This is a genomic window from Dorea ammoniilytica, assembly GCF_025567415.1.
GTDB lineage: Bacteria > Bacillota > Clostridia > Lachnospirales > Lachnospiraceae > Claveliimonas > Claveliimonas ammoniilytica.
The window spans coordinates 38,639-58,761 of the sequence record NZ_JAOQJV010000009.1 but is presented as its reverse complement, the minus strand read 5'-3'; the positions used below and the strand labels follow the sequence as shown (position 1 = coordinate 58,761).

18 protein-coding genes are annotated in these 20,123 nt (G+C 43.9%); all 18 read right to left on the bottom strand.

Annotated elements, in window-relative coordinates:
* Nucleotides 1–25 precede the first annotated feature (25 nt).
* On the bottom strand, nucleotides 26–1,744 hold the full coding sequence (locus OCV65_RS08305; protein WP_262581672.1) for a peptidoglycan D,D-transpeptidase FtsI family protein: 1,719 nt from the start codon (nucleotides 1,742–1,744) through the stop codon (nucleotides 26–28).
* Between the two features lie 79 nt (nucleotides 1,745–1,823).
* A complete protein-coding gene (locus OCV65_RS08300) occupies nucleotides 1,824–3,878 on the bottom strand; it encodes a peptidoglycan D,D-transpeptidase FtsI family protein (protein WP_262581671.1) in 2,055 nt (684 codons plus the stop codon).
* Between the two features lie 9 nt (nucleotides 3,879–3,887).
* Nucleotides 3,888–4,424 carry a hypothetical protein gene (locus OCV65_RS08295; protein ID WP_262581670.1) on the bottom strand — a complete coding sequence of 179 codons (537 nt, stop codon included), beginning with the start codon at nucleotides 4,422–4,424 and terminating at the stop codon, nucleotides 3,888–3,890.
* A gap of 31 nt (nucleotides 4,425–4,455) precedes the next feature.
* Nucleotides 4,456–5,391, bottom strand: coding sequence for a 16S rRNA (cytosine(1402)-N(4))-methyltransferase RsmH (gene rsmH, locus OCV65_RS08290; protein ID WP_262581669.1), 936 nt, complete (start codon nucleotides 5,389–5,391; stop codon nucleotides 4,456–4,458).
* 11 nt (nucleotides 5,392–5,402) lie between these two features.
* A complete protein-coding gene (gene mraZ, locus OCV65_RS08285; RefSeq protein WP_262581668.1) occupies nucleotides 5,403–5,846 on the bottom strand; it encodes a division/cell wall cluster transcriptional repressor MraZ in 444 nt (147 codons plus the stop codon).
* Between the two features lie 419 nt (nucleotides 5,847–6,265).
* Entirely contained in the window at nucleotides 6,266–6,514 is a 249-nt protein-coding gene (locus OCV65_RS08280; RefSeq protein WP_262581667.1) for a hypothetical protein, read from the bottom strand.
* A gap of 100 nt (nucleotides 6,515–6,614) precedes the next feature.
* Nucleotides 6,615–7,454 carry a DegV family protein gene (locus OCV65_RS08275; protein ID WP_262581666.1) on the bottom strand — a complete coding sequence of 280 codons (840 nt, stop codon included), beginning with the start codon at nucleotides 7,452–7,454 and terminating at the stop codon, nucleotides 6,615–6,617.
* Nucleotides 7,455–7,569: 115 nt separating this feature from the next.
* On the bottom strand, nucleotides 7,570–8,787 hold the full coding sequence (locus OCV65_RS08270) for an FtsW/RodA/SpoVE family cell cycle protein (RefSeq protein ID WP_330666906.1): 1,218 nt from the start codon (nucleotides 8,785–8,787) through the stop codon (nucleotides 7,570–7,572).
* Between the two features lie 251 nt (nucleotides 8,788–9,038).
* The gene (locus OCV65_RS08265; RefSeq protein ID WP_262581665.1) at nucleotides 9,039–9,659 is read right to left on the bottom strand and encodes a manganese catalase family protein; all 621 of its coding nucleotides are present in this window, start codon (nucleotides 9,657–9,659) and stop codon (nucleotides 9,039–9,041) included.
* 3 nt (nucleotides 9,660–9,662) lie between these two features.
* Nucleotides 9,663–9,935, bottom strand: a complete 273-nt coding sequence (locus OCV65_RS08260; RefSeq protein WP_262581664.1) for a spore coat protein CotJB — start codon at nucleotides 9,933–9,935, stop codon at nucleotides 9,663–9,665.
* Nucleotides 9,932–10,264 (bottom strand): spore coat associated protein CotJA, encoded by a 333-nt coding sequence (locus OCV65_RS08255; protein WP_262581663.1) that lies wholly within the window; start codon nucleotides 10,262–10,264, stop codon nucleotides 9,932–9,934. Before OCV65_RS08255 ends, OCV65_RS08260 begins: the two co-directional genes overlap by 4 nt.
* A 130-nt stretch (nucleotides 10,265–10,394) precedes the next feature.
* On the bottom strand, nucleotides 10,395–11,630 hold the full coding sequence (gene glyA / locus OCV65_RS08250) for a serine hydroxymethyltransferase (protein WP_262581662.1): 1,236 nt from the start codon (nucleotides 11,628–11,630) through the stop codon (nucleotides 10,395–10,397).
* A gap of 26 nt (nucleotides 11,631–11,656) precedes the next feature.
* A complete protein-coding gene (locus OCV65_RS08245; RefSeq protein ID WP_262581661.1) occupies nucleotides 11,657–12,982 on the bottom strand; it encodes a S1C family serine protease in 1,326 nt (441 codons plus the stop codon).
* Between the two features lie 108 nt (nucleotides 12,983–13,090).
* Nucleotides 13,091–14,188 (bottom strand): UDP-galactopyranose mutase, encoded by a 1,098-nt coding sequence (gene glf / locus OCV65_RS08240; protein ID WP_262581660.1) that lies wholly within the window; start codon nucleotides 14,186–14,188, stop codon nucleotides 13,091–13,093.
* 8 nt (nucleotides 14,189–14,196) lie between these two features.
* The gene (gene glmS, locus OCV65_RS08235) at nucleotides 14,197–16,023 is read right to left on the bottom strand and encodes a glutamine--fructose-6-phosphate transaminase (isomerizing) (protein WP_262581659.1); all 1,827 of its coding nucleotides are present in this window, start codon (nucleotides 16,021–16,023) and stop codon (nucleotides 14,197–14,199) included.
* A gap of 92 nt (nucleotides 16,024–16,115) precedes the next feature.
* A complete protein-coding gene (locus OCV65_RS08230) occupies nucleotides 16,116–17,675 on the bottom strand; it encodes a cohesin domain-containing protein (protein WP_262581658.1) in 1,560 nt (519 codons plus the stop codon).
* Between the two features lie 37 nt (nucleotides 17,676–17,712).
* Nucleotides 17,713–19,020 (bottom strand): LCP family protein, encoded by a 1,308-nt coding sequence (locus OCV65_RS08225; RefSeq protein ID WP_262581657.1) that lies wholly within the window; start codon nucleotides 19,018–19,020, stop codon nucleotides 17,713–17,715.
* Nucleotides 19,021–19,100: 80 nt separating this feature from the next.
* On the bottom strand, nucleotides 19,101–20,123 hold the full coding sequence (locus OCV65_RS08220) for a WaaS/CpsH family glycosyltransferase (protein WP_262581656.1): 1,023 nt from the start codon (nucleotides 20,121–20,123) through the stop codon (nucleotides 19,101–19,103).

Sequence of the window (20,123 nt, the reverse complement as noted above, 5' to 3'; positions counted from 1 at the left end):
AACTTAAAACAGTATACTTCATTTCTTATTCTTTTTCAATGCCAAGATAGGGAAGTATATTTTCGAAGATTTTTCCGATTACAGGAGCCGCTATAGTCCCTCCGTAATACACTCCCTGTGGATTATAGATAATACACATCCCGAGAATCTGCGGATCATCTGCCGGCGCAAATCCCACAAAAGAGGAAATGTATTTATTCGCACTACGTGGCAGTGTCTGGGAAGTCGCTGTCTTTCCTCCAATACGATAACCTTCTACAGCAGCATTCTTACCACCACCTTCTGACACAACACTTTCCAGAAGTGCACGCATGGTTGCTGATGTTTCTTCTGATAAAATCCGTTTTCCTTTTTTATCCGAAAATGTCTCCGCCACCGTTCCGTCCTGATCCAATACCCGTTTCCCGAAATGTGGTGTCACACGGTTGCCTCCATTAATAATAGAACTGAATGTTGTCGCCATCTGGATAGGTGTCACCTGAAAGGACTGTCCAAAAGACATGGTTGCAAGCTCCACCTGCCCGATATTCTTCCGCTGATGCATAATGGTAGATGCTTCGCCCGGCAGATCCACGCCTGTATTTCCAAGCAGACCAAACTGATCATAATAATCACAGAACCGATCCACGCCAAGCCGCAGACCAATATTAATAAATACTGGGTTGCAGGAATTCTGGATCCCCTGCACAAAAGTCTCTGATCCATGTCCGCCTATTTTATGACAACGGATTCTACGGTCTTCCACCACATAATATCCCGGACAATGAAACTGATCCTGCGTAGTGACCACGCCTTCCTCCAGACAGGCTGCCGCCGTCACTACCTTGAATACAGATCCGGGTTCATATGTGTCATTGATACTGCGATTCCTCCACATCTGATTGAGCGCATCCTGTTTTTCTTCTTCCGTAAGTCCCACTGTCCCCTGCGGTAAAGTAAATGGATCATCCAGATCAAATTCCGGCACATTTACCATTGCATACAATTCCCCGTTCGAAGGATTCATCAGGATGATCGATACGCCATCTGCCTGTTTTTCTTCCCTGACCTTCTCAGCCATCTGCTGCGCATACATCTGAATATTGTAGTCCATACTGAGCTGCAATGTTTTTCCCGGCACCGGTTCCAATCGGTCCTCTGCGATCTTATCTAGCTCCACACCCCTGGCATCCGTCACGGTCAGGATCTTGCCATCCGTTCCCGCCAGCCAGTCCTCGTACTTCACTTCCAGACCAACGATTCCCTGATTATCTCCTCCGGTAAATCCAAGCACTGTAGATGCCAGCTCATGATACGGATAATACCGTTTGAAATCTTCGTCCACTTTTACTCCCGCAAGTTCCAGATCCCGGATCTCATCTCCCGTTTCTTTTTCCACATTGGTCTGAATCCTTTCAATAGATGAAACCTTCTCTACCCGTTTCCGAACTGCTTCTTCATCCATATCAAGAAGTTCTGAAAGAGAACGGATCACCCGCTCCGGATCTTTGATCTGACTGTGAATGACCGAAATCGTACAGACTGTTTTATTCGTAGCAAGTACCGTTCCATTGCAGTCAATGATCTCCCCTCTTGCCGCTTTGATATCCCGCTCCCGCTCATGAAGTGTCTCTGCCTTTTTCTGGTAATATTCTGCTTCAAAGATCATCAGATACACCATTCTCCCTATCAGAAAAAGTATAATTCCAAGAGCCGCAAGGAATACTACACATATCTTTTTTCTGTTATATGTTCTGTTCTTCAATCAGAAAAACCCCACAATACGATTCCATACAGTTTACGGTTCGTCTTGCGGGGTTATGCTTATTTATTCTTTTTTCTGTTTAATAGGTATAGAAATTACCATATTTATCGTAATATCCATCATTACCATAGTAGTATCCATCCGATGCAAGTTCATATCCTTCATACGGACTGTCTGAACTTCCCGATGTACCATTGGTATATGCAGTTCCTGTAGAAGTACTGTCTGTAGTTGTACTTTCCGCAGCAGTGTCTGTTGATGTACTGTCAGCTGTTGATGCATCATCCGTTGTCGGCTCATATCCTTCCACCGTTGTAATTCCGAGATATGGAAAGATCTCTTTCATGATATCAGCCGCCATCTGTACTGCATAAGAGCTCTGCGCCTGGTCATAATCATTGACCTCATCAATAACCACATACACAACTACTTCCGGATTCTCCTGTGGCGCATAGCCGATAAAGGATACCAGATACTTACCGTTATCACGAGGAAGCTTCTCGGCTGTACCTGTCTTACCTCCTACTTCGTAACCTTCCAGGTTAGCCTTCTTACCACTACCATTTTCAACCACACCACGCATGTAATCCTTGACCATAGTGCTGGTTTCCTGGGAAACAGTCCGTTTTACAAGCACCGGATTCTTCGTCTCGATCACATTACCATTCTCATTCTGGATCTGTTTTACCACATGTGGCTCATAATAATCGCCACCATTAATCAGAGAACAGAAACCAGATACCAGCTGAGTCATAGTTACGTTAAAGTTCTGTCCGAATGAGTTGGTTGCCAGGCTGGCATCATCCATGTTTTCCGGCGTATACAGCAGACCTTCTGTAGAAGCATCTCCCGGAAGATCAATACCTGTCAACTCACCAAATCCAAATACATGCTGATACTTGCTAAGGTTGTCTTTACCGATCAGTGCTCCGATCTGCATCAATGCCACGTTGCAGGAATTCTGCACAGCCTCTTTGATGGTCTGTGTGCCATGTCCTTCCCGATTGATACAGTGAATATCGTGATCTCCCACATGCAGCATACCACCGCAGTAGAAGGTCTCGTCACCTTTCAATGCTCCGGTCTCCAGTGCTGTTGCTACCGTAAATGGTTTAATAGTTGATCCAGGCTCATACGTATCGCTGATACAGAAATTCTTCCACAGAGAGTTCAATGCTTCCAGTTTATCATCATCTGACATTGCCTTTAATTCCTCTTCCGTATAATAACCGGAAAGATCTCTTGGATTATTCAGATCATAATTCGGATAACTCGCTTCTGCAATGATCTCTCCATTCTGTGGATTCATTACGATTACCGCCGTGTTTTTACTACCTTCGCCGTCATAGGCATAATTCTTATGTTCTTCGTTGAATGCAAGAATATGTTTTTCTACGATACTCTGCACCTGAAGATCAATCGTAGACACTACGGTATCTCCATTGGTTGGCTCTTTCACCGTTCTCTCTACCGTCGAATCCGAATCCAGATATCCGTATCTGCGTCCGTCACTTCCATTTAACGTAGAATTATAATATCCCTCGATACCATTATTTCCCACATTTCCATCAGAAGTAAACCCAATCACATCACTTGCCAGTGTATTATATGGGTATTTTCTCACATAATCTTCTTCCAGCCATACACCTTTGATATCAGGGTTATTCTCCGTATCCGCTGTCAGCTTCTCAAACTTCTGGGCAGTTGCATATTCCACCCCTTTTTTCAGGATCTGATATCTGCTGTCCGGATTATCCTCGATCACTTTCTGAATATCACTTTCTTTCAGATCGAAACAATCCACCAGTGCTGCAATCGTCGGAGACTCATACGCATCATCACTCTTTAATGCTTTCACATCCAGGATTACATTATACACACGTTCACTGGTCGCAAGCTTTGTCCCGTTACGGTCTGTGATATCTCCTCTCTTATAAGGAATCGTCTGGCTGTCATACTGCTGCTGTTCCAGCACCACCCTGGTGTACTCATCACCGGAACTGGCATTGATATAAGTTACCCTTCCCACAAGAACAACAAAAGCCAGTATAATAACTCCATAGAGCAATACCAGCTTTTTTTGCATAAATTTGGGAAATTTCTTTATCAAATAGGATTTTACTTTTCTGATCATATTTCCACCTTATTCATTCGTTTTTGCAGAACTGGCAACAACTCCTTCATCCGGAATCTGCTCATACTGCTTGATATAATCTCCATCAGGATTATCGTATTCTACCACCTGGTTCTCATTGGCATATACCATTCCCAGATCATCCATGGCTTTCTCACGAACCTCTTCCAGATTCACGGAATCCATCACTGCATTGTACTTTGTCGTATTCGCTTCATTCAGATTCGCAAGTTCTTCCTGAAGCGCTGTAATATTCTTGGAGCGGTTAGTAAGCTCTGCACGTAACTGTACATACTGTACGCAGACTACCAGCATTAAAATTGCTGCAACTGAAAGAAAAACCACGTAAGCTTTGTTGATCCCCATGGCTTTCTTGCGATTCTGCTTCACCTGACGACTTACATGCTGACGTCTCTCCGGCTCTGCAGTTCTGCGCTGCGGTTCGTAGGCAGGCTTTGGAACAGCATTGCCGTATACATACATTCCTGCCGAACCAGATACACGCTGATTCCGAACTCGTCTTCTTGCAGATGTTCTTGCTGCCATACCCCTCTCCCCTTTCTAATTAATTAATCATTTAACTCCGTTCGAAGATCCTTAGCTTGGCGCTCTTGGATCTGCTGTTAACCTCCATCTCTTCCTCACTTGGAAGGATTGGCTTTCTGGTAATTACCCGTCCTTTTGAGACTTTACCACATACGCATACCGGAAAATCACTCGGACAGGTACATGGATTTTCATTTTTCTTAAATGCACTCTTCACGATCCGGTCTTCCAAAGAATGGAAAGTAATGATACATAACCTTCCTCCCGGATTCAGCATATCGATCATGTCATCCAGAGAATCCCTGAGTACATCCAATTCTCTGTTCAGCTCAATACGAATCGCCTGAAACGTCCGCTTAGCCGGATGACCTGTTTTCTTTTGAAATTTCATTGGGATTGCATGGCGGATTACCTCTGTCAGTTCTCCAGTCGTTTCGATAGGTCTCTTCGCGCGTTCCCGGACGATATGTCTGGCAATATTCTTTGCGAACTTGTCCTCCCCGTAATCGCGGATCACGCGATAGAGATCCATCTCACTGTAGTCATTGACGATGTCTCTGGCTGTCATCTCTGACCTTTGATCCATCCGCATATCCAGAGGTGCATCTTCGCGATAGGAGAATCCCCGATCTGCCGTATCTAACTGATAAGATGATACGCCCAGATCCAGCATGATCCCATCGACCTTGTCAATTCCCAATTCATGAAGCCTGGACTTCATATCACAGTAGTTGCTTCGGACTATTGTGACTTTCTCCCCGAAGTCCTTTAATCGGATGCTCGCAGCTTCGATCGCCGCCTCATCCTGGTCTATTCCTATAATACTCCCCTTCACACCCAATCTGGTGCACACTTCATAGCTGTGTCCTCCACCGCCCAGTGTGCCATCCACATAGATGCCATCCGGTTTAACGTTCAATCCGTCAACCGTTTCCTGCAATAATACTGATACATGTTTGAATTCCATATCTTTCTCCCCTAGATACTGAATCCGCTTGCTTCCATCTCAGATGCGATATCCTCAATATCAGCTTCCACTTCAGCATTCTTCGCATCCCATCTGGTCTTGTCCCATATCTCGGCACGCTTCCCCATACCGATAAATACGACCTCTTTGCCGAGCATCGCATAATCTCTTAAGACCGCAGGGATCAGTGTTCTTCCTTGTTTGTCAAGTTCGCCGTCAGTTGCAGACCCCTGAAAGAAGTATGCAAACTTGCGGGCATTTTTATCTGTGGTGGTTGGTAAGGCGTTAAGTTTTTCTTCAAAGGCGTTCCATTCAGCTTCCGGGTAGACGTACAGGCAATTTTCCATTCCTTTTGTGATGACGAAATGCTCCCCTAATCCGTCACGCAACTTAGCTGGAATGATCAATCGACCTTTCGGATCGATGTTATGACTGTATTCTCCTTTCAACGTCATTGGAACTCACCCTCTTTCATTCGGCCGCTCCCCAGCAGCCTTCCTGAAACGTACAAAGGATTCTCTTCCACTTTCGAACCACTTTATACCACTTTTCACCACTTTCTACCACTTGAAACCATTGTAACCCATATTTTAGGTCATTTCAACCCCCATTTTTGAAAAATTCCCTCTTCATCAGTCTCTTACCAGCAGAACAAAGAATGTGCCTTGGCACATTCTCGCGCCTGCGGCGGTCGCTTGCGACATCTACCTTATCCGCCGCAGTGCGCATCCCCGCGGAGCGTTTTTTACTTTACAGGAAAGCAATTTCCTGTAAAGTAAAAAAATCCCTGCAAACCAGATTGTTTCATCTGATTCACAGGGAATCCTCCACTTTGTTACACTTTTATGAAATTATTGGGCTTATCTGCCACTTACTATTCACCATCTGTTGTTACAAGGCTCTGCTGATAATTCGTGATCGCACTGTAATCAATCTCTGCTGTCTGCTGCGGCTTATTAGAATCATACACATTATATACAGAATATCCAAGCCATCCTACCAGCGCAAGGCTGACAACTCCGACTGCAATACGACGAAATGCACGCTTCATCTTGTCCTTCTGCATATTCTTCTTACGATTCATTTTATCCTTTTTATACTGATCAACCTTTGCCTGACTCATATTCATGTACTCCTTATACTTCTGATCTGGCTGCTGTCACACACTTCCTGTCTGACAACTGCTTCCTATAGTATATCATAGAATTATCGACAGAACAATGTTAAATAACTGCGATCACGCCGCCATCTGATGCATACAGACTGCTGATTCCGGCTGTATCCAGAATAATCACATCTTTCGGCTGCAGACGGGCCAACAGCAGTTTCTTCAGTTCTTCAGCTCTTGCCGGACAGTTACAATGGCTGATCGCAAGGATCTTATCCTCTGCATGCTCCTCATGAGCGGCAATCTCATCCGCCATCTTCACCAGGGCTTTCTTCATACCTCGTGCCTGTCCCAACTGACAGATTGTTCCCTCTGGCGTAGCACCCATGACAGGCTTGATACTAAGTGCTGTAGCTACCATCGCTTTCAATCCGGTCAGACGACCGTTCTTACGAAGCGCCTCAAGCGATTCCAATAAAAAGTACGTACGTTGATCCTCAATATACGTCTCTACCGTATCAATAACCTCTTCAAATGTCATTCCTTTATCTTCACACTCTGCGATCTTCATTGCGATCAAAGTCTCTCCGATAGATGCTGACTTGGAATTAAATACATGGATCTTCTTCTCGCCATACTCTTCCTTATATAACTCCACTCCCAGCACTGCACTATTATATGAGCCACTCAATTCTGCCGACAATGTCACCGCATACACATGAGCTGCATCACAGTGGTACTTCTCCATATAAGTATCCGGAGACGGACAGGAAGACTTCGGGCAATTGGGACTGGCCGCCACTTTCTCCAAAAATTCTTTCTGATTAAATGTCTCATCATCTATCACATGATAATCGTCCACATCAATCGACAAAGATGCTGTTGCGAAATATCCGGAAGCCTTCATCTCCGGGGATAATTCTCCACAACTGTCAACGATAATCTTATAACTCATTTCATTTCCTCCCGCAAGCGTCGATGTTCGTCATTCGCTTCTATTATATGTAGTATCAAAAACCACTTAATATATGATAGCACATTATACAAGGATTGAAAAGAGTGTTTTTGCACTATTCTTCCACACGTATCTGTCTCGATATACTGAGCGCAATTCCCATTTCCGCCATCAGGAACAGGATCGACGTACCTCCGTAACTGATAAATGGAAGTGTAACACCCGTATTTGGTATTGTGTTGGTCACAACCGCTATATTCAAAATCACCTGGATCGCAATATGGGCGAAAATGCCACTGGCAACCAATGCTCCGTACATATCCGGTGCATTCTGTGCAATAAACATCAACCGGTACAATAACAGTCCAAAAAGCACCAGTACAATAATCACACCACACACTCCCAATTCTTCACAGATAACCGAAAGGATCATATCGTTCTGTACCTCCGGAATGATCATCTTCTGCGCGCTGTTACCAAGTCCTTTCCCGAAAAATCCGCCAGAACCGATCGCATACAAACCCTGCAGCGTCTGATAACCAGAGCCTGACGCATACTGTTCCGGCTGCAGCCATACCAGTACACGACGCAAACGGAAGCTTCCACTGGAACCGGCATCCTGAATCATACGGTTCAACACCGCTACAACAATTATCGCTGCCGTAAGTCCACTACCCGCAAGCACCATAAACGGCTTTGTCTTCGGATGAACTACAAACAAAAGACACACCGTAATCCCTGCTACGATTATCGCAGAACTCAAATTACTGGTCAGAAAATACACACCCGCCGCTGCTCCAAAGCCCCAGATAATCACTTTTACAATTCCGTCCTTTTTATGTGCCCGATTTCCAAGCTGGCACAAAATAATCGGGATTAACAGAATCACTGCCAGCTTCACAATCTCTGCCGGCTGAAGCTGCTGGTTCATCGGCAGACGAATCCAACGCTTCGCACCATTTACCTCTTTTCCAAGAGGTGTCAATCTCACAAGAAATAACAGAACAATCGAAAACCAGTAAAGCTTTTCTGCATATTTCGCATAAATATGATAATCAATCTGTGAAATCCAATACATTGCAAAAAATCCCATGCCACAGAAAAGCACCTGCCTTTTCAGAAAATACATACTGTCACTATATTTTACCAGAGCACTATATGAACTGCTGCTGTACAGCATGATCAGTCCAAAGCACACCAGAAACACCAAAACTGCCAACATACTGTAATCAAAATACCTCACCGCAGGTCTTCTCTTTTTTGCAGGTGCAGGTCTGGCAGACGTCCGTTTCTTTCTTCTCCTGGCTTCGGACATATGTCTGATTTCTCCCATAAATATCTACACTCTCCTATCCATACGTGTCCTGCAAGCACAGACTCACGCTATACTAACTCCATATTATAACGATATCAAACCTCAAATACAACCGTTTCATTCACGTTTTAATTGTTATCAAGCAATATTTTAGGGGGAATCAGCATGCCGATTCCCCCTATTTTAATATAAAAAGATGTTGGGGCCAAAAGCCCCAACTATGATGCCTACGGATTGTTCCGTGCTTTGCACTCCCACAATCCTCCCAATTAATCACAGCATTTTCCAGAGCGTCTGTTATCGAATTCCGGATTGAATGCGTAGAAATTCTTGCTGTCAAGACGATCCTGTACGATTCTGAGACTTTCACCAAATCTCTGGTAATGCACAATTTCACGTTCCCGAAGGAATCGGATCGGATCAGCAACTTCCGGATCCTTTACCAAACGGAGGATATTGTCATAGGTCGTGCGGGCTTTCTGCTCGGCTGCCATATCCTCGTGCAAATCGGTAATTGGATCACCTTTGGACTGGAATGTTGTGGCACTCCATGGCACACCACCGGCCGACTGTGGCCACAGAGCAAGCGTGTGATCCACATAGTATTTGTCGAAACCGGATTCCTTCAACTGTTCGACTGTAAGATTACGGGTGAGCTGATAGACAATGGCGCAGATCATTTCCATATGGGCAAGTTCTTCCGTTCCAATATCTGTGAGTATTCCTGTCACTTCTTTATATGGCATGGTATATCTCTGTGACAGATAACGCATAGATGCACTAAGCTCGCCATCAGGTCCACCAAACTGACTAATAATCACTTGTGCCATCTGTGGATTAGTCTGGCTGATTCTTACCGGATATTGCAGTCGTTTCTCATAATTCCACATATACTAGCATCCCCCTTCCTGCCACGGCCATGGCTCATCAATCCAGTTCCAGTTTTCACAGGAGTCTGTGCGCACAGTGTCGATGGTGAGCGGACTGTAGTATTTGGCATATTCGCGCAGAGCACATTTGCGCATTTCCTGATATTTTTCAAAATATTCCATGGCATCCTTGTCGCAGGGATGGGTATCCAGAAATAACTTTACATCGTCTACAGCGAAACTGGCGGCGTTGATTCGATTCATCAACTCCTGTCTGCAAGGCTTATTGTCATTCATCTACGGACACCTCCTGTTCCACAGAATGGTTTGTTTAAGTCTTCGAAAATAGTTCCACAGCAGAGACCTTTCTCTACATCCAAGACATTTCGCCACATCTGCCAAGGGACATAAGCCATGGCAACTGCCATATCGCCCAAAGTATCGTAGCGACCCTTTACTGCACAGGACATTTCTCCGGCAGTATCGCAATCGCAGTAAGGGACTTCGCAGGATTCCCGCTGGGGGCGGACATTTGACTGCTGTTGATTACATCCGTTCATGCTGGATGAACATCCACAGTAACTACGCCTGTTTGATTCCGGTGTATGATAACGGTAATTCGGCATTTTCATTTACTCCTTTCAGAATATTTACAGTATCATACTATGGGAAATTCGAATGAAAGGTGAATGAAAGTCTCTGTTATATCTAAAACAACAGGTCTGGCACACGCCAGACCTGTTGTCAGTATCATCATTATACTAATGGATATTTTTCTGTAAGTTCTTTTACGATGGATCTTGCCATTCCAATCTTCTCCGGCTCTTTCACAACCAGAGCAATCGCCTCTGCAATCCTATCCATATCTTCTTCTACCATTCCTCTGGATGTTACTGCCGGTGTTCCCAGACGCACACCGCTGGTTACAAATGGTGATCTTGGATCATTTGGAACGGTGTTCTTGTTACATGTAATATGCGCCTCGTCCAAAAGCTTCTCCAGTTCTTTACCGGTAAGCTCCAGACCTCTCAGATCTACCAACATCAGATGGTTATCTGTACCACCGGATACGATCTTCACGCCTCTGTCCATCAGACCTTTGCTGAGTGCTTTTGCATTCTTCAAAATCTGCTCCTGATAAGTCTTGAATTCCGGCTGAAGTGCTTCTTTAAAGCATACCGCTTTTGCAGCGATCACATGTTCCAGAGGACCTCCCTGAATACCTGGAAATACTGCTTTATTGAAGTTGAACTTCTTAGCAGCTTCTTCATTGCACAGGATCATACCGCCTCTTGGTCCACGCAGTGTCTTGTGTGTTGTAGTTGTTACTACATCAGCGTACGGAATCGGACTCGGATGCAGTCCTGTTGCTACCAGACCTGCAATGTGTGCAATATCTGCCATCAGATATGCTCCTACCTCATCAGCAATCTCACGGAATTTCTTGAAATCAATCGTTCTGGCATAAGCGCTTGCTCCCGCAATAATCATCTTCGGCTTCTCAGCCAGTGCGATCTCCCGCACATTATCATAATCGATAAAGCCTTCATCATTGACTCCATAAGATACGATGTCAAAATATTTACCGGAAATATTCACCGGTGAACCGTGGCTCAAATGTCCACCCTGATCCAGATTCATACTCAGGACTTTGTCTCCCGGCTCCAGCATTGCAAAAAATACCGCCAGATTAGCCTGTGCTCCGGAATGTGGCTGTACATTGGCATAATCACAGCCAAACAGCTCCTTTGCACGTTCGATTGCCAGATTTTCTACTACATCGACGCACTGGCATCCACCGTAATAGCGCTTTCCCGGATACCCTTCTGCATACTTGTTGGTCAACGGGCTTCCCATTGCTGCCATAACAGCCTTGCTCACCCAGTTCTCAGAAGCAATCAGTTCAATATGTGAATTCTGTCTGCTCATCTCACTCTCGATTGCTTCTGCAATCTCATTGTCAACCTCTCTTACCTCGTCAAATGAATACATGCTTTCTCTCCTTTGTTTAGTTTTATTTATTTGGAACGTTCACCAAGAGTGACCGTTACCGTCTTCTCTTCGTATTTTGTACCGCTCTTGTTCGGGACTTCAATGACTACTTCCACTTTGTCACCAGCTTTGAAATACTGCATCTGTGACTGCAATGTGGACATGCTGTCAATAGTAATTCCGTCAAATTTGGTAATAATACACTCTGCTGTAATACCAGCTTTATCTGCTGCGCTTCCATCCTCTACGGATCTTACAAATACACCGGTCGGGATTGAATACATCTCCGCTTTCTCAGAAGTAACGTCATATCCTTCGATACCAAGGAATCCCTGCTCGCTTTCGTCCACTTTCGTACGCGTCTCGCGGTTCATCAGATTCTCAATCACAGATGTAGCATCCGAAATAGGAATTGCATAACCCATTCCCTCGACTGCATTGGCATTTACCTTTGCTGTATTGATGCCAATCAACTCACCGTTGGCATTCAGAAGTGCACCACCACTGTTACCAGGGTTGATTGCTGCATCTGTCTGGATCAGTTTGCTGTCAAAACCTTCCATGTCAAGATTTCTGTCCAGTGCAGATACGATACCGGTTGTAACTGACTGTCCATAACCAAGAGCATTACCGATTGCGATTACCGGCTCACCCACCTGCAATTGATCAGAATCACCTAATGTGATGATTGAAATTGCATTCATGGTATCATCATCAATGGAATCCAATGGAACTGCAACAACTGCCAGATCTTTGCTGGAATCTGTACCTTTGATGCTTGCTTCTACTGAAGTTTCATTTGCAAAGGATACAGTCAACGTCTCAGCGCCTTCCACCACATGATTATTGGTAACGATCAGCAGCTCACTGTCATTTTTACCGATAATAATACCAGAGCCACAGCTTGTGCTCTCCTGCTGCTGTGTGCCTCCAAAGTAACTCTGTACTTCCTGTACACTCATATTCGTGATAGCTACTACTGATGGCATTGCACTATTTACAATATCAGACACATCCGAAGTCACTGTACTGGATGACTGGCTCAACTTCAATGTGGATGAACTGTCAGAGTTCTTGGAAGTTGTAGCCTTACTGTTGGATGTCTGTTGTGTGGTATTCGTACCGAAATACTTACCTGCCACCGCATTCACTCCCATAAAGGTACAGCTTGCGATCACACCAAATGCAACTGCCGATCCTGCCAGCTTCGCCCATCTTGGACACTTATGGTGCTTCTTTGGCGGCTGACCGTTCATCCCCGGCTGCCCGCCATTCATTCCCTGCGGCTGTTCATCAAATATGTTGTTCTTATCCTCTTTATTCGGATCATAATAATTATACTGGTTATCCATATCTAAGTCTCCTTCCTTAACCGTAATCTACTATCAGACCACGGATACCTTATCTTTTCTATATCTGTAAGTCTAGTCGTAAATTGTGTTGAAAGTGTGACCAAATCATCAAAAAATGTTGAAAACCAGTTCTAACGCAGCCTCTATCACCTTATCCATATCATAATACCGATATGCGCCCAGTCGTCCACCGAAGATCACCTTATCTTCCTGCGCTGCCAGTTCCTGATAACGGGCATACAATGCTCCGTTTTTCTCATCATTTACCGGATAATACGGTTCATCTCCCACTTTCCACTCGGAAGAATACTCTCTGGAAATAACTGTTTTCTCCTGCTTACCAAATTCAAAGTGCTTATGCTCAATAATTCTGGTATACGGTACCTCGCGCTCTGTATAATTCACAACTGCATTGCCCTGATAGTTCTCACAGTCCAGTGTCTCTGTTTCAAAACGCACACTGCGGTATTCCAACGCTCCCAGTTTATAATCATAATACTCGTCAATCATACCTGTGTAAATAATTTTATCAGCCAGTGCTTCATATTCACCCCGATTTTTCAGGAAGTCCACACCTGTCCGCACATCTGAACCTTTCAGAAGCTTCTCCACAATCGCAGTATAGCCTCCGATCGGTATTCCCTGATAACGATCATTAAAATAATTATTATCATAAGTAAATCGAAGCGGAAGTCTGCGGATGATAAATGCCGGCAGTTCCTTACAGTCTCTGCCCCACTGCTTCTCTGTATATCCCTTTACGAGCTTCTCATACACATCTTTTCCTACCAGTGAAAGTGCCTGTTCTTCCAGATTGGACGGATCTGTAATATTCAGATCCGCAATCTGTGCAGCAATAATATCCTTCGCCTCCTGCGGTGTACGGATGTTCCACATCTTACTGAACGTGTTCATATTGAACGGAAGATTATACAGTTCATTCTTATACACTGCCACCGGTGAATTAATATAATTATTAAATTCAGCAAACTGATTCACATAGTCCCAGATCTGCTTATTGGAAGTGTGGAAAATATGTGCACCATAGCGGTGTACCTGAATTTTTTCCACTTCCTCTGTATAAATATTTCCTCCGATATGGTCTCGTCTGTCAATGACCAGACATTTTTTGCCACGTTCAGCAGCCTCGTGGGCAAACACTGCACCAAACAGTCCTGCGCCCACGATCAGATAATCATAATGCATAGTAACTCCTACTCTACTGTAACAGACTTCGCCAGATTTCTCGGCTTATCCACGTCACAACCTTTTCCAACTGCTACATAGTAACCGAAGAGCTGCAGCGGAATGATCGCAAGTGTATTGGTAAAGTACTTATTCGTCTTCGGAATGTACATTACATAGTCTGCGTTTCTCTCAACCTCTGTATTATCCACATTAGTCACTGCCATAACAAAGGCTCCACGGGTCTTAACCTCTTCCATGTTACTGATCATTTTCTTGTACAGATTCTCCTGTGTCAGGATGGCTGTTACCAATGTACCGTCCTCAACCAGAGAAATCGTACCATGCTTCAGTTCTCCTGCTGCATAAGCATCCGAATGTACATAAGAAATCTCTTTCATCTTCAGAGAACCTTCCATTGCGATCGCATAATCGATTCCACGACCGATATAGAAGATATCCTTTGCAGCCAGATAGCGGTTAGCGAATTTCTGAATATTCTTCTTATTATTCAGCAGCATCTCTACCTGTGCCGGCAGTTCTTTCATATCCTCAATCATATCAGCAAGTTCTGCGTCACTGATCTTTCCTCTTACATGAGCAAACTTCATTGCAAGCAGATATTCTGCAATCAACTGACAGCTGTATGCCTTGGTAGTTGCCACTGCAATCTCCGGACCTGCCCATGTATACATAACATTATCTGCCTCTCTGGCAATAGAGCTTCCTACTACATTGACAATACCAAGCACTTTACCACCCTTAGCATGCGCCTCACGGATTGCAGCCAGTGAATCTGCAGTCTCACCGGACTGGCTGATCACGATCAGTAACGTTCCGTCTTCAATGATCGGATCACGGTAACGGAATTCAGAAGCCGTATCCACTTCCACCGGAATTCTGGTCAGTCCTTCAAAAATATACTTGCCAGTCACACCTGCATGATAAGCAGAACCGCAGGCAACAATCATAATCTTCTTAACTGCACGAATCTCATCATCACTCATACCAAGTTCATCAATAACAACTTCATTGCCTTTGATTCTTGGTGAAAATGTATCCAGAATAGCCTTCGGCTGTTCATACATCTCCTTCAGCATGAAGTGCTCGTATCCACCCTTCTCAGCTGCATTCACATCCCAGTCAATGTGAGTGGTCTCTTTTTCAATCACTTCTTCATCAATATTGTAGAACTCCAGCTTATCCTCTGTCAGCTTTACAATCTCTTCATTCTGAATAAATACAACATCTCTGGTATATTTCAACACTGCCGGTACATCCGATGCAATGATACTTCCATCTTTGGTGTGTCCAACGATCAACGGGCTGTCCTTACGTACTGCATACATCTCTTCCGGGTGATCTGCGAAGATAATTCCAAGTGCATAAGAACCTTCCATACGGTGCATAACCTTCGTGATTGCCTCCAGCGGATCTCTGTCGTAATAATAATCCAGAAGATGTGCAATGACCTCTGTATCTGTCTCTGATACAAACTCATATCCTTTGCTTTCCAGACGATGTTTTAACTTCAGATAGTTCTCAATAATACCATTGTGTACCACTACGATACTCTGATCTTTATTAAAATGCGGATGAGCATTGATATCAGACGGTGCGCCATGCGTTGCCCAACGGGTATGACCGATTCCAAGCTTACCCGGAAGCAGCTCGCCTCCATGAGTCAGTTCATTCAGCACTTTCAGCCGTCCCATTGCTTTTTTCATATTGATTTTCTTTCCGTCATAAACTGCAATACCGGCAGAGTCATATCCTCTGTACTCCAGCTTCTCCAGTCCCTCAAGCAGGATTGGTGCTGCCTGACTCTCTCCTACATAACCTACAATTCCACACATAATGAATGTTCTCCTTTCAAGTTTTATACTCCCTGTTGGTTCATTATATACACAAAAGGAGGATACAATATTCCGCATCCTCCTTTGATGTTTTAATCAAGATCGATCAGATCCATTTTGAATGTATCATCTGCTTCTGAGTGACCTACTCTTCTCTGATTACTTTTCGGTCTTGCTGAAGTCTGTGCAGTTCTTCGTGGCGCACTCTTCTTTACACGCACACGTGCATTCAGAATTTCATCCAGATCATCGATATCACTGTCATCCTCATAGTCGGAAGGATTGTATTCTTTGAATGGCTCCTCTTCATACTCATCGTATTCGTCATAGTCATCCTCGTCCTCATACATCTCATCTTCATCATCGTCATCCAGATCATATTCATCATCTTCGTCATCAAAATCATAGAAATCATCTTCCGACTTCTTTTTAGATTTCTTGGACTTCTTCGCTTCTTTTTCCGCTTTCTTTCTTGCCTTTTTCTCTTTCTTGCTCTCTTTTACCGGTTCCGGCTCGTCATCAATATCATATTCTTCGTACAGATCATCAAGTTCCAGATTGCGATGGCGTAGCTTGATTGCAAGAATGATCAGGATAATCAGCATCACAAGGAAGATTCCCCATGCGACCAGAATTACCTTATCCAGATTTGTGCGCAGTTTATTCAGAAGACCACCAAGCTTTGTTGTGTCTTCTTCTTTATCTTTCGTCTCCGGTGTGTATCTCTGATAGGTTTCATCTACCGTATCATACTGGTAGAAGCCTTCTTCTCCATCACTGTTCACTGCATATACCACATAATAAGAACTGTCATCCGTATTCTGCCATGCTGGAAACTCTTTTCCCTCTACCGTCATCGTCGTCTTCTGCAATGTATCCGGCAGATCTTTGGTCTTATCCTCGGACAACAGGACAATGTAACGGTCACTGGAAATACTTACCTGTTCAAATGGAGAAAACTTATCTTTATCCGGATCATACAGCCAGAAATCTTCTTCCTCATTGGCATCCTTCAGATAAATAGCATACATCTTACCACTTTCCTGCTTGGTAGCCGCATAAGTATTACCATTATAAGGCATATCAGCCGTTACAAATCCATCTGGGATCAATACCTCCGGAATATCTGTAACAACAGAATAAGTCTCTCCGTCAATCTCAATATCCCCACCATTACCAGATGACTCTGTAGTCTCTTCATCATCTGTGATCAGAGACGGATCCCCTTCTCCGATTGTAACGGTCGAGCTACCCTCTACAACTGTCACATCGTCTCCTGAAGACGCACTGGCTGTTACTTTGGAAATATTTACTGTCGTAGTCCCCTCAGATAATGCCTGAAACTTCAATGTCCAGCTCATCTCTGTATTACCGCTTCCAGATCCTTCCAGTTCAATCTGTCCATTAGATGCTGTCGCATTCTCTCCACTGATAAACTTTAATGCTGTTGTATCATATGTCAGTGTTGCACTGGCTTCGCTCAGACTTTCATCCGCACTCAGCTTTGCAGTAATCTCAACCGTTGCACCTACTGTTGTAGACGGATCAGAAAATCTCAGCTGACCACTGGCTGCCGATGATACTATACCACACATCATAAATGTCATAGCTGTACAAAGCATCAGTGCAGCTAATTTTTTCAGTTTCTTCATAACTTACTTTATCCTTTCCCGTATCTCACACGACTTATTAATCATAGTCTTCCCCAGAATAATCTCCGTCAGATCCTCCGCCGTAGTCTCCGTAATCACTTCCGCCGCCTGAATCGCCTGTTCCTGATCCGCTGCCTGTACCACTTGAACTGCCCGAATTATTATAACTATTATTATAGCTGTTGTTATAGTTACTATTCGAGCTGCCAGAATTACTATAATCATTGGATGTTCCAGAACCGGATCCATAATCATCATCACTCTCAATCACAGAATCACTGGTTGCCTTATGTGTGCATTTCTCACGAATGCCATCTTCTATATCTGTAATATTCGAAGAAATGGTATAACCATCATCCCCGAACAGGAACTTATGTACATCCTCCACATTCGAAGTCAGCGTCTCCGGAATTACCACACTTCCAACAACATCCAACATATCAAATGAGTTGTTATCCGGGAATCCCATGCTGTCCCCCAGTTTATACTTTGCAATATCCTTAGCATACGCGATCATCTCTGCAATCGTGAAATTCGTAGATACCTGTGGGAATACTTTGTCAATAATCTTATTCAAGGTACTGAAGCTTGCACTCTGCGCTTTCTCAGCGATCAATTCCAGTACATGACGCTGTCTGGAGGTACGCTCAAAATCGCCTCCTCCTGTATATCGAATACGACTGTAAGACACTGCCTGCACTCCATTCAAATGATAAGTACCTGCAACTTCCGGTTCAATCTTTGTGTAATCCGCACCCGTAACTTTAGATGTCTCTACACAATAGTTATTCATATGCACTACTTCCGCATCTGTCAGTGTAATATCAAGACCACCCAATGCATCGATTACATCAACAAGCGCATTAAAATTCACCGCAACATACTTTGAAATATCCATATCCATATTACGGTTGATCAACGAAATAGCACCTTCCGGTCCGCCAAATGCATAGGCTGCATTTGCCTTATTATAACTGCCATCATCCAGTTCCAGTAACGTATCACGGTATACTGAAACCAGTTTCACCTCTCCGGTCGCCTTATTCAGGCTGGCAATCATCATTGTATCACTCCGATTGCCCTTGCCAAGATCTCCTTCTCTGGAATCCAAGCCAAACAATGCAACATTCAGATAGCCAGTCTCCTGTTCTTCACTGGTCTCCGCTATATTCAACTTATCTGTATCAAGTTCCGTTGTCTCTATCTTCGTCATCTTACTGGCTACAAGTACAACACCCGTCGCTGCAACTGCTGCAAATGTACCACCAAGAATCACACCCAGCTTCTTCCCGATTGACCAGGAAGCCAAGCCATGTCTTCTCCGTCTGTGTGATCTTCTCGCCATCGTAACATCCTTTCTTTTGTAACAATTTGTTAACAAACGTAATAACTCGCCTTACATATTACCCCATTTACAGTAAAATTTCAATGATTTTCCGGTAGTTTTTGAGATTCCTCGCCTGATAACAGCCGTTTCATCCAACTGTTCATGCTGTATTTTCTGTACAATTCTTCTGGAAGCTCCTCATAAGAATTCTCGAAAAAAGCTTTCCGTTCTTCTATTGTCCCCGGATACACCAGAATGTTACTTGCTCTGTAAAAATCATAATTCACAATATCGACATTCGTCGTAATCAATTTCCGCTTCGCCCCCATACATTCAAAGCAACGAAGTGTGAGTCCAGTCTGTCCTCCCTGCGGAGCATCCAGAATGCAGGTAGATACTTCCATCCCCTTCATGATATCCGCACCGGACAGCTTAACTTTCTGAAAGTCTCGATATCTCGCATGCCGGTATTCCTTCGCCGTCACTTTATGATATACATATTTCAAGACCGACGGAATATAATGATATATAAACTGCCTTGGCAGTTCCGGTTTCAAATCTTCCGCCATCCGATTGATTTCCAGATATTTCTTAGGATGTGCGGTTCCTACATAGAAGCAGTCATACCTTGGCATCGGCCGCTCTTTTTTTCCGATTTTTTCATAAATTTTTGTGTAAAACGTCGGCATAAACCGATAGGTCGAATTCCGTTCTGCATCTGCCTTTTCAAATGTATAGATCCTGTCAAAATATGGATGTATACTCTTACAATATGGGAGATTCACTTCTGAATCCCACTGGTACAAAATAAATTCTGCCTGTCTTTGTAATCTCCGCATCTCACAAAACATATCTGAAGTGAACGCACAAGTCATGCCAGCTACTAAAAGAACCTTGTCATATTGCTCTTTTTCAACCAGCGGCAGTGCTTTTTCGTTGTAATATCTTTTTGCTGATCCACTGATCAGCTTTTTATTAATCCTGCCAAGTGCTTTGGATATGTTGGAATTGCTCGGTGCATCGCACAGATAATCCACATGATATCCCAGTTCTTCTGCCTCCAGTATCATATCCTTATAATATCCAAAAAATACCGGAGCAATCAACAGTAGTCTCTTCAT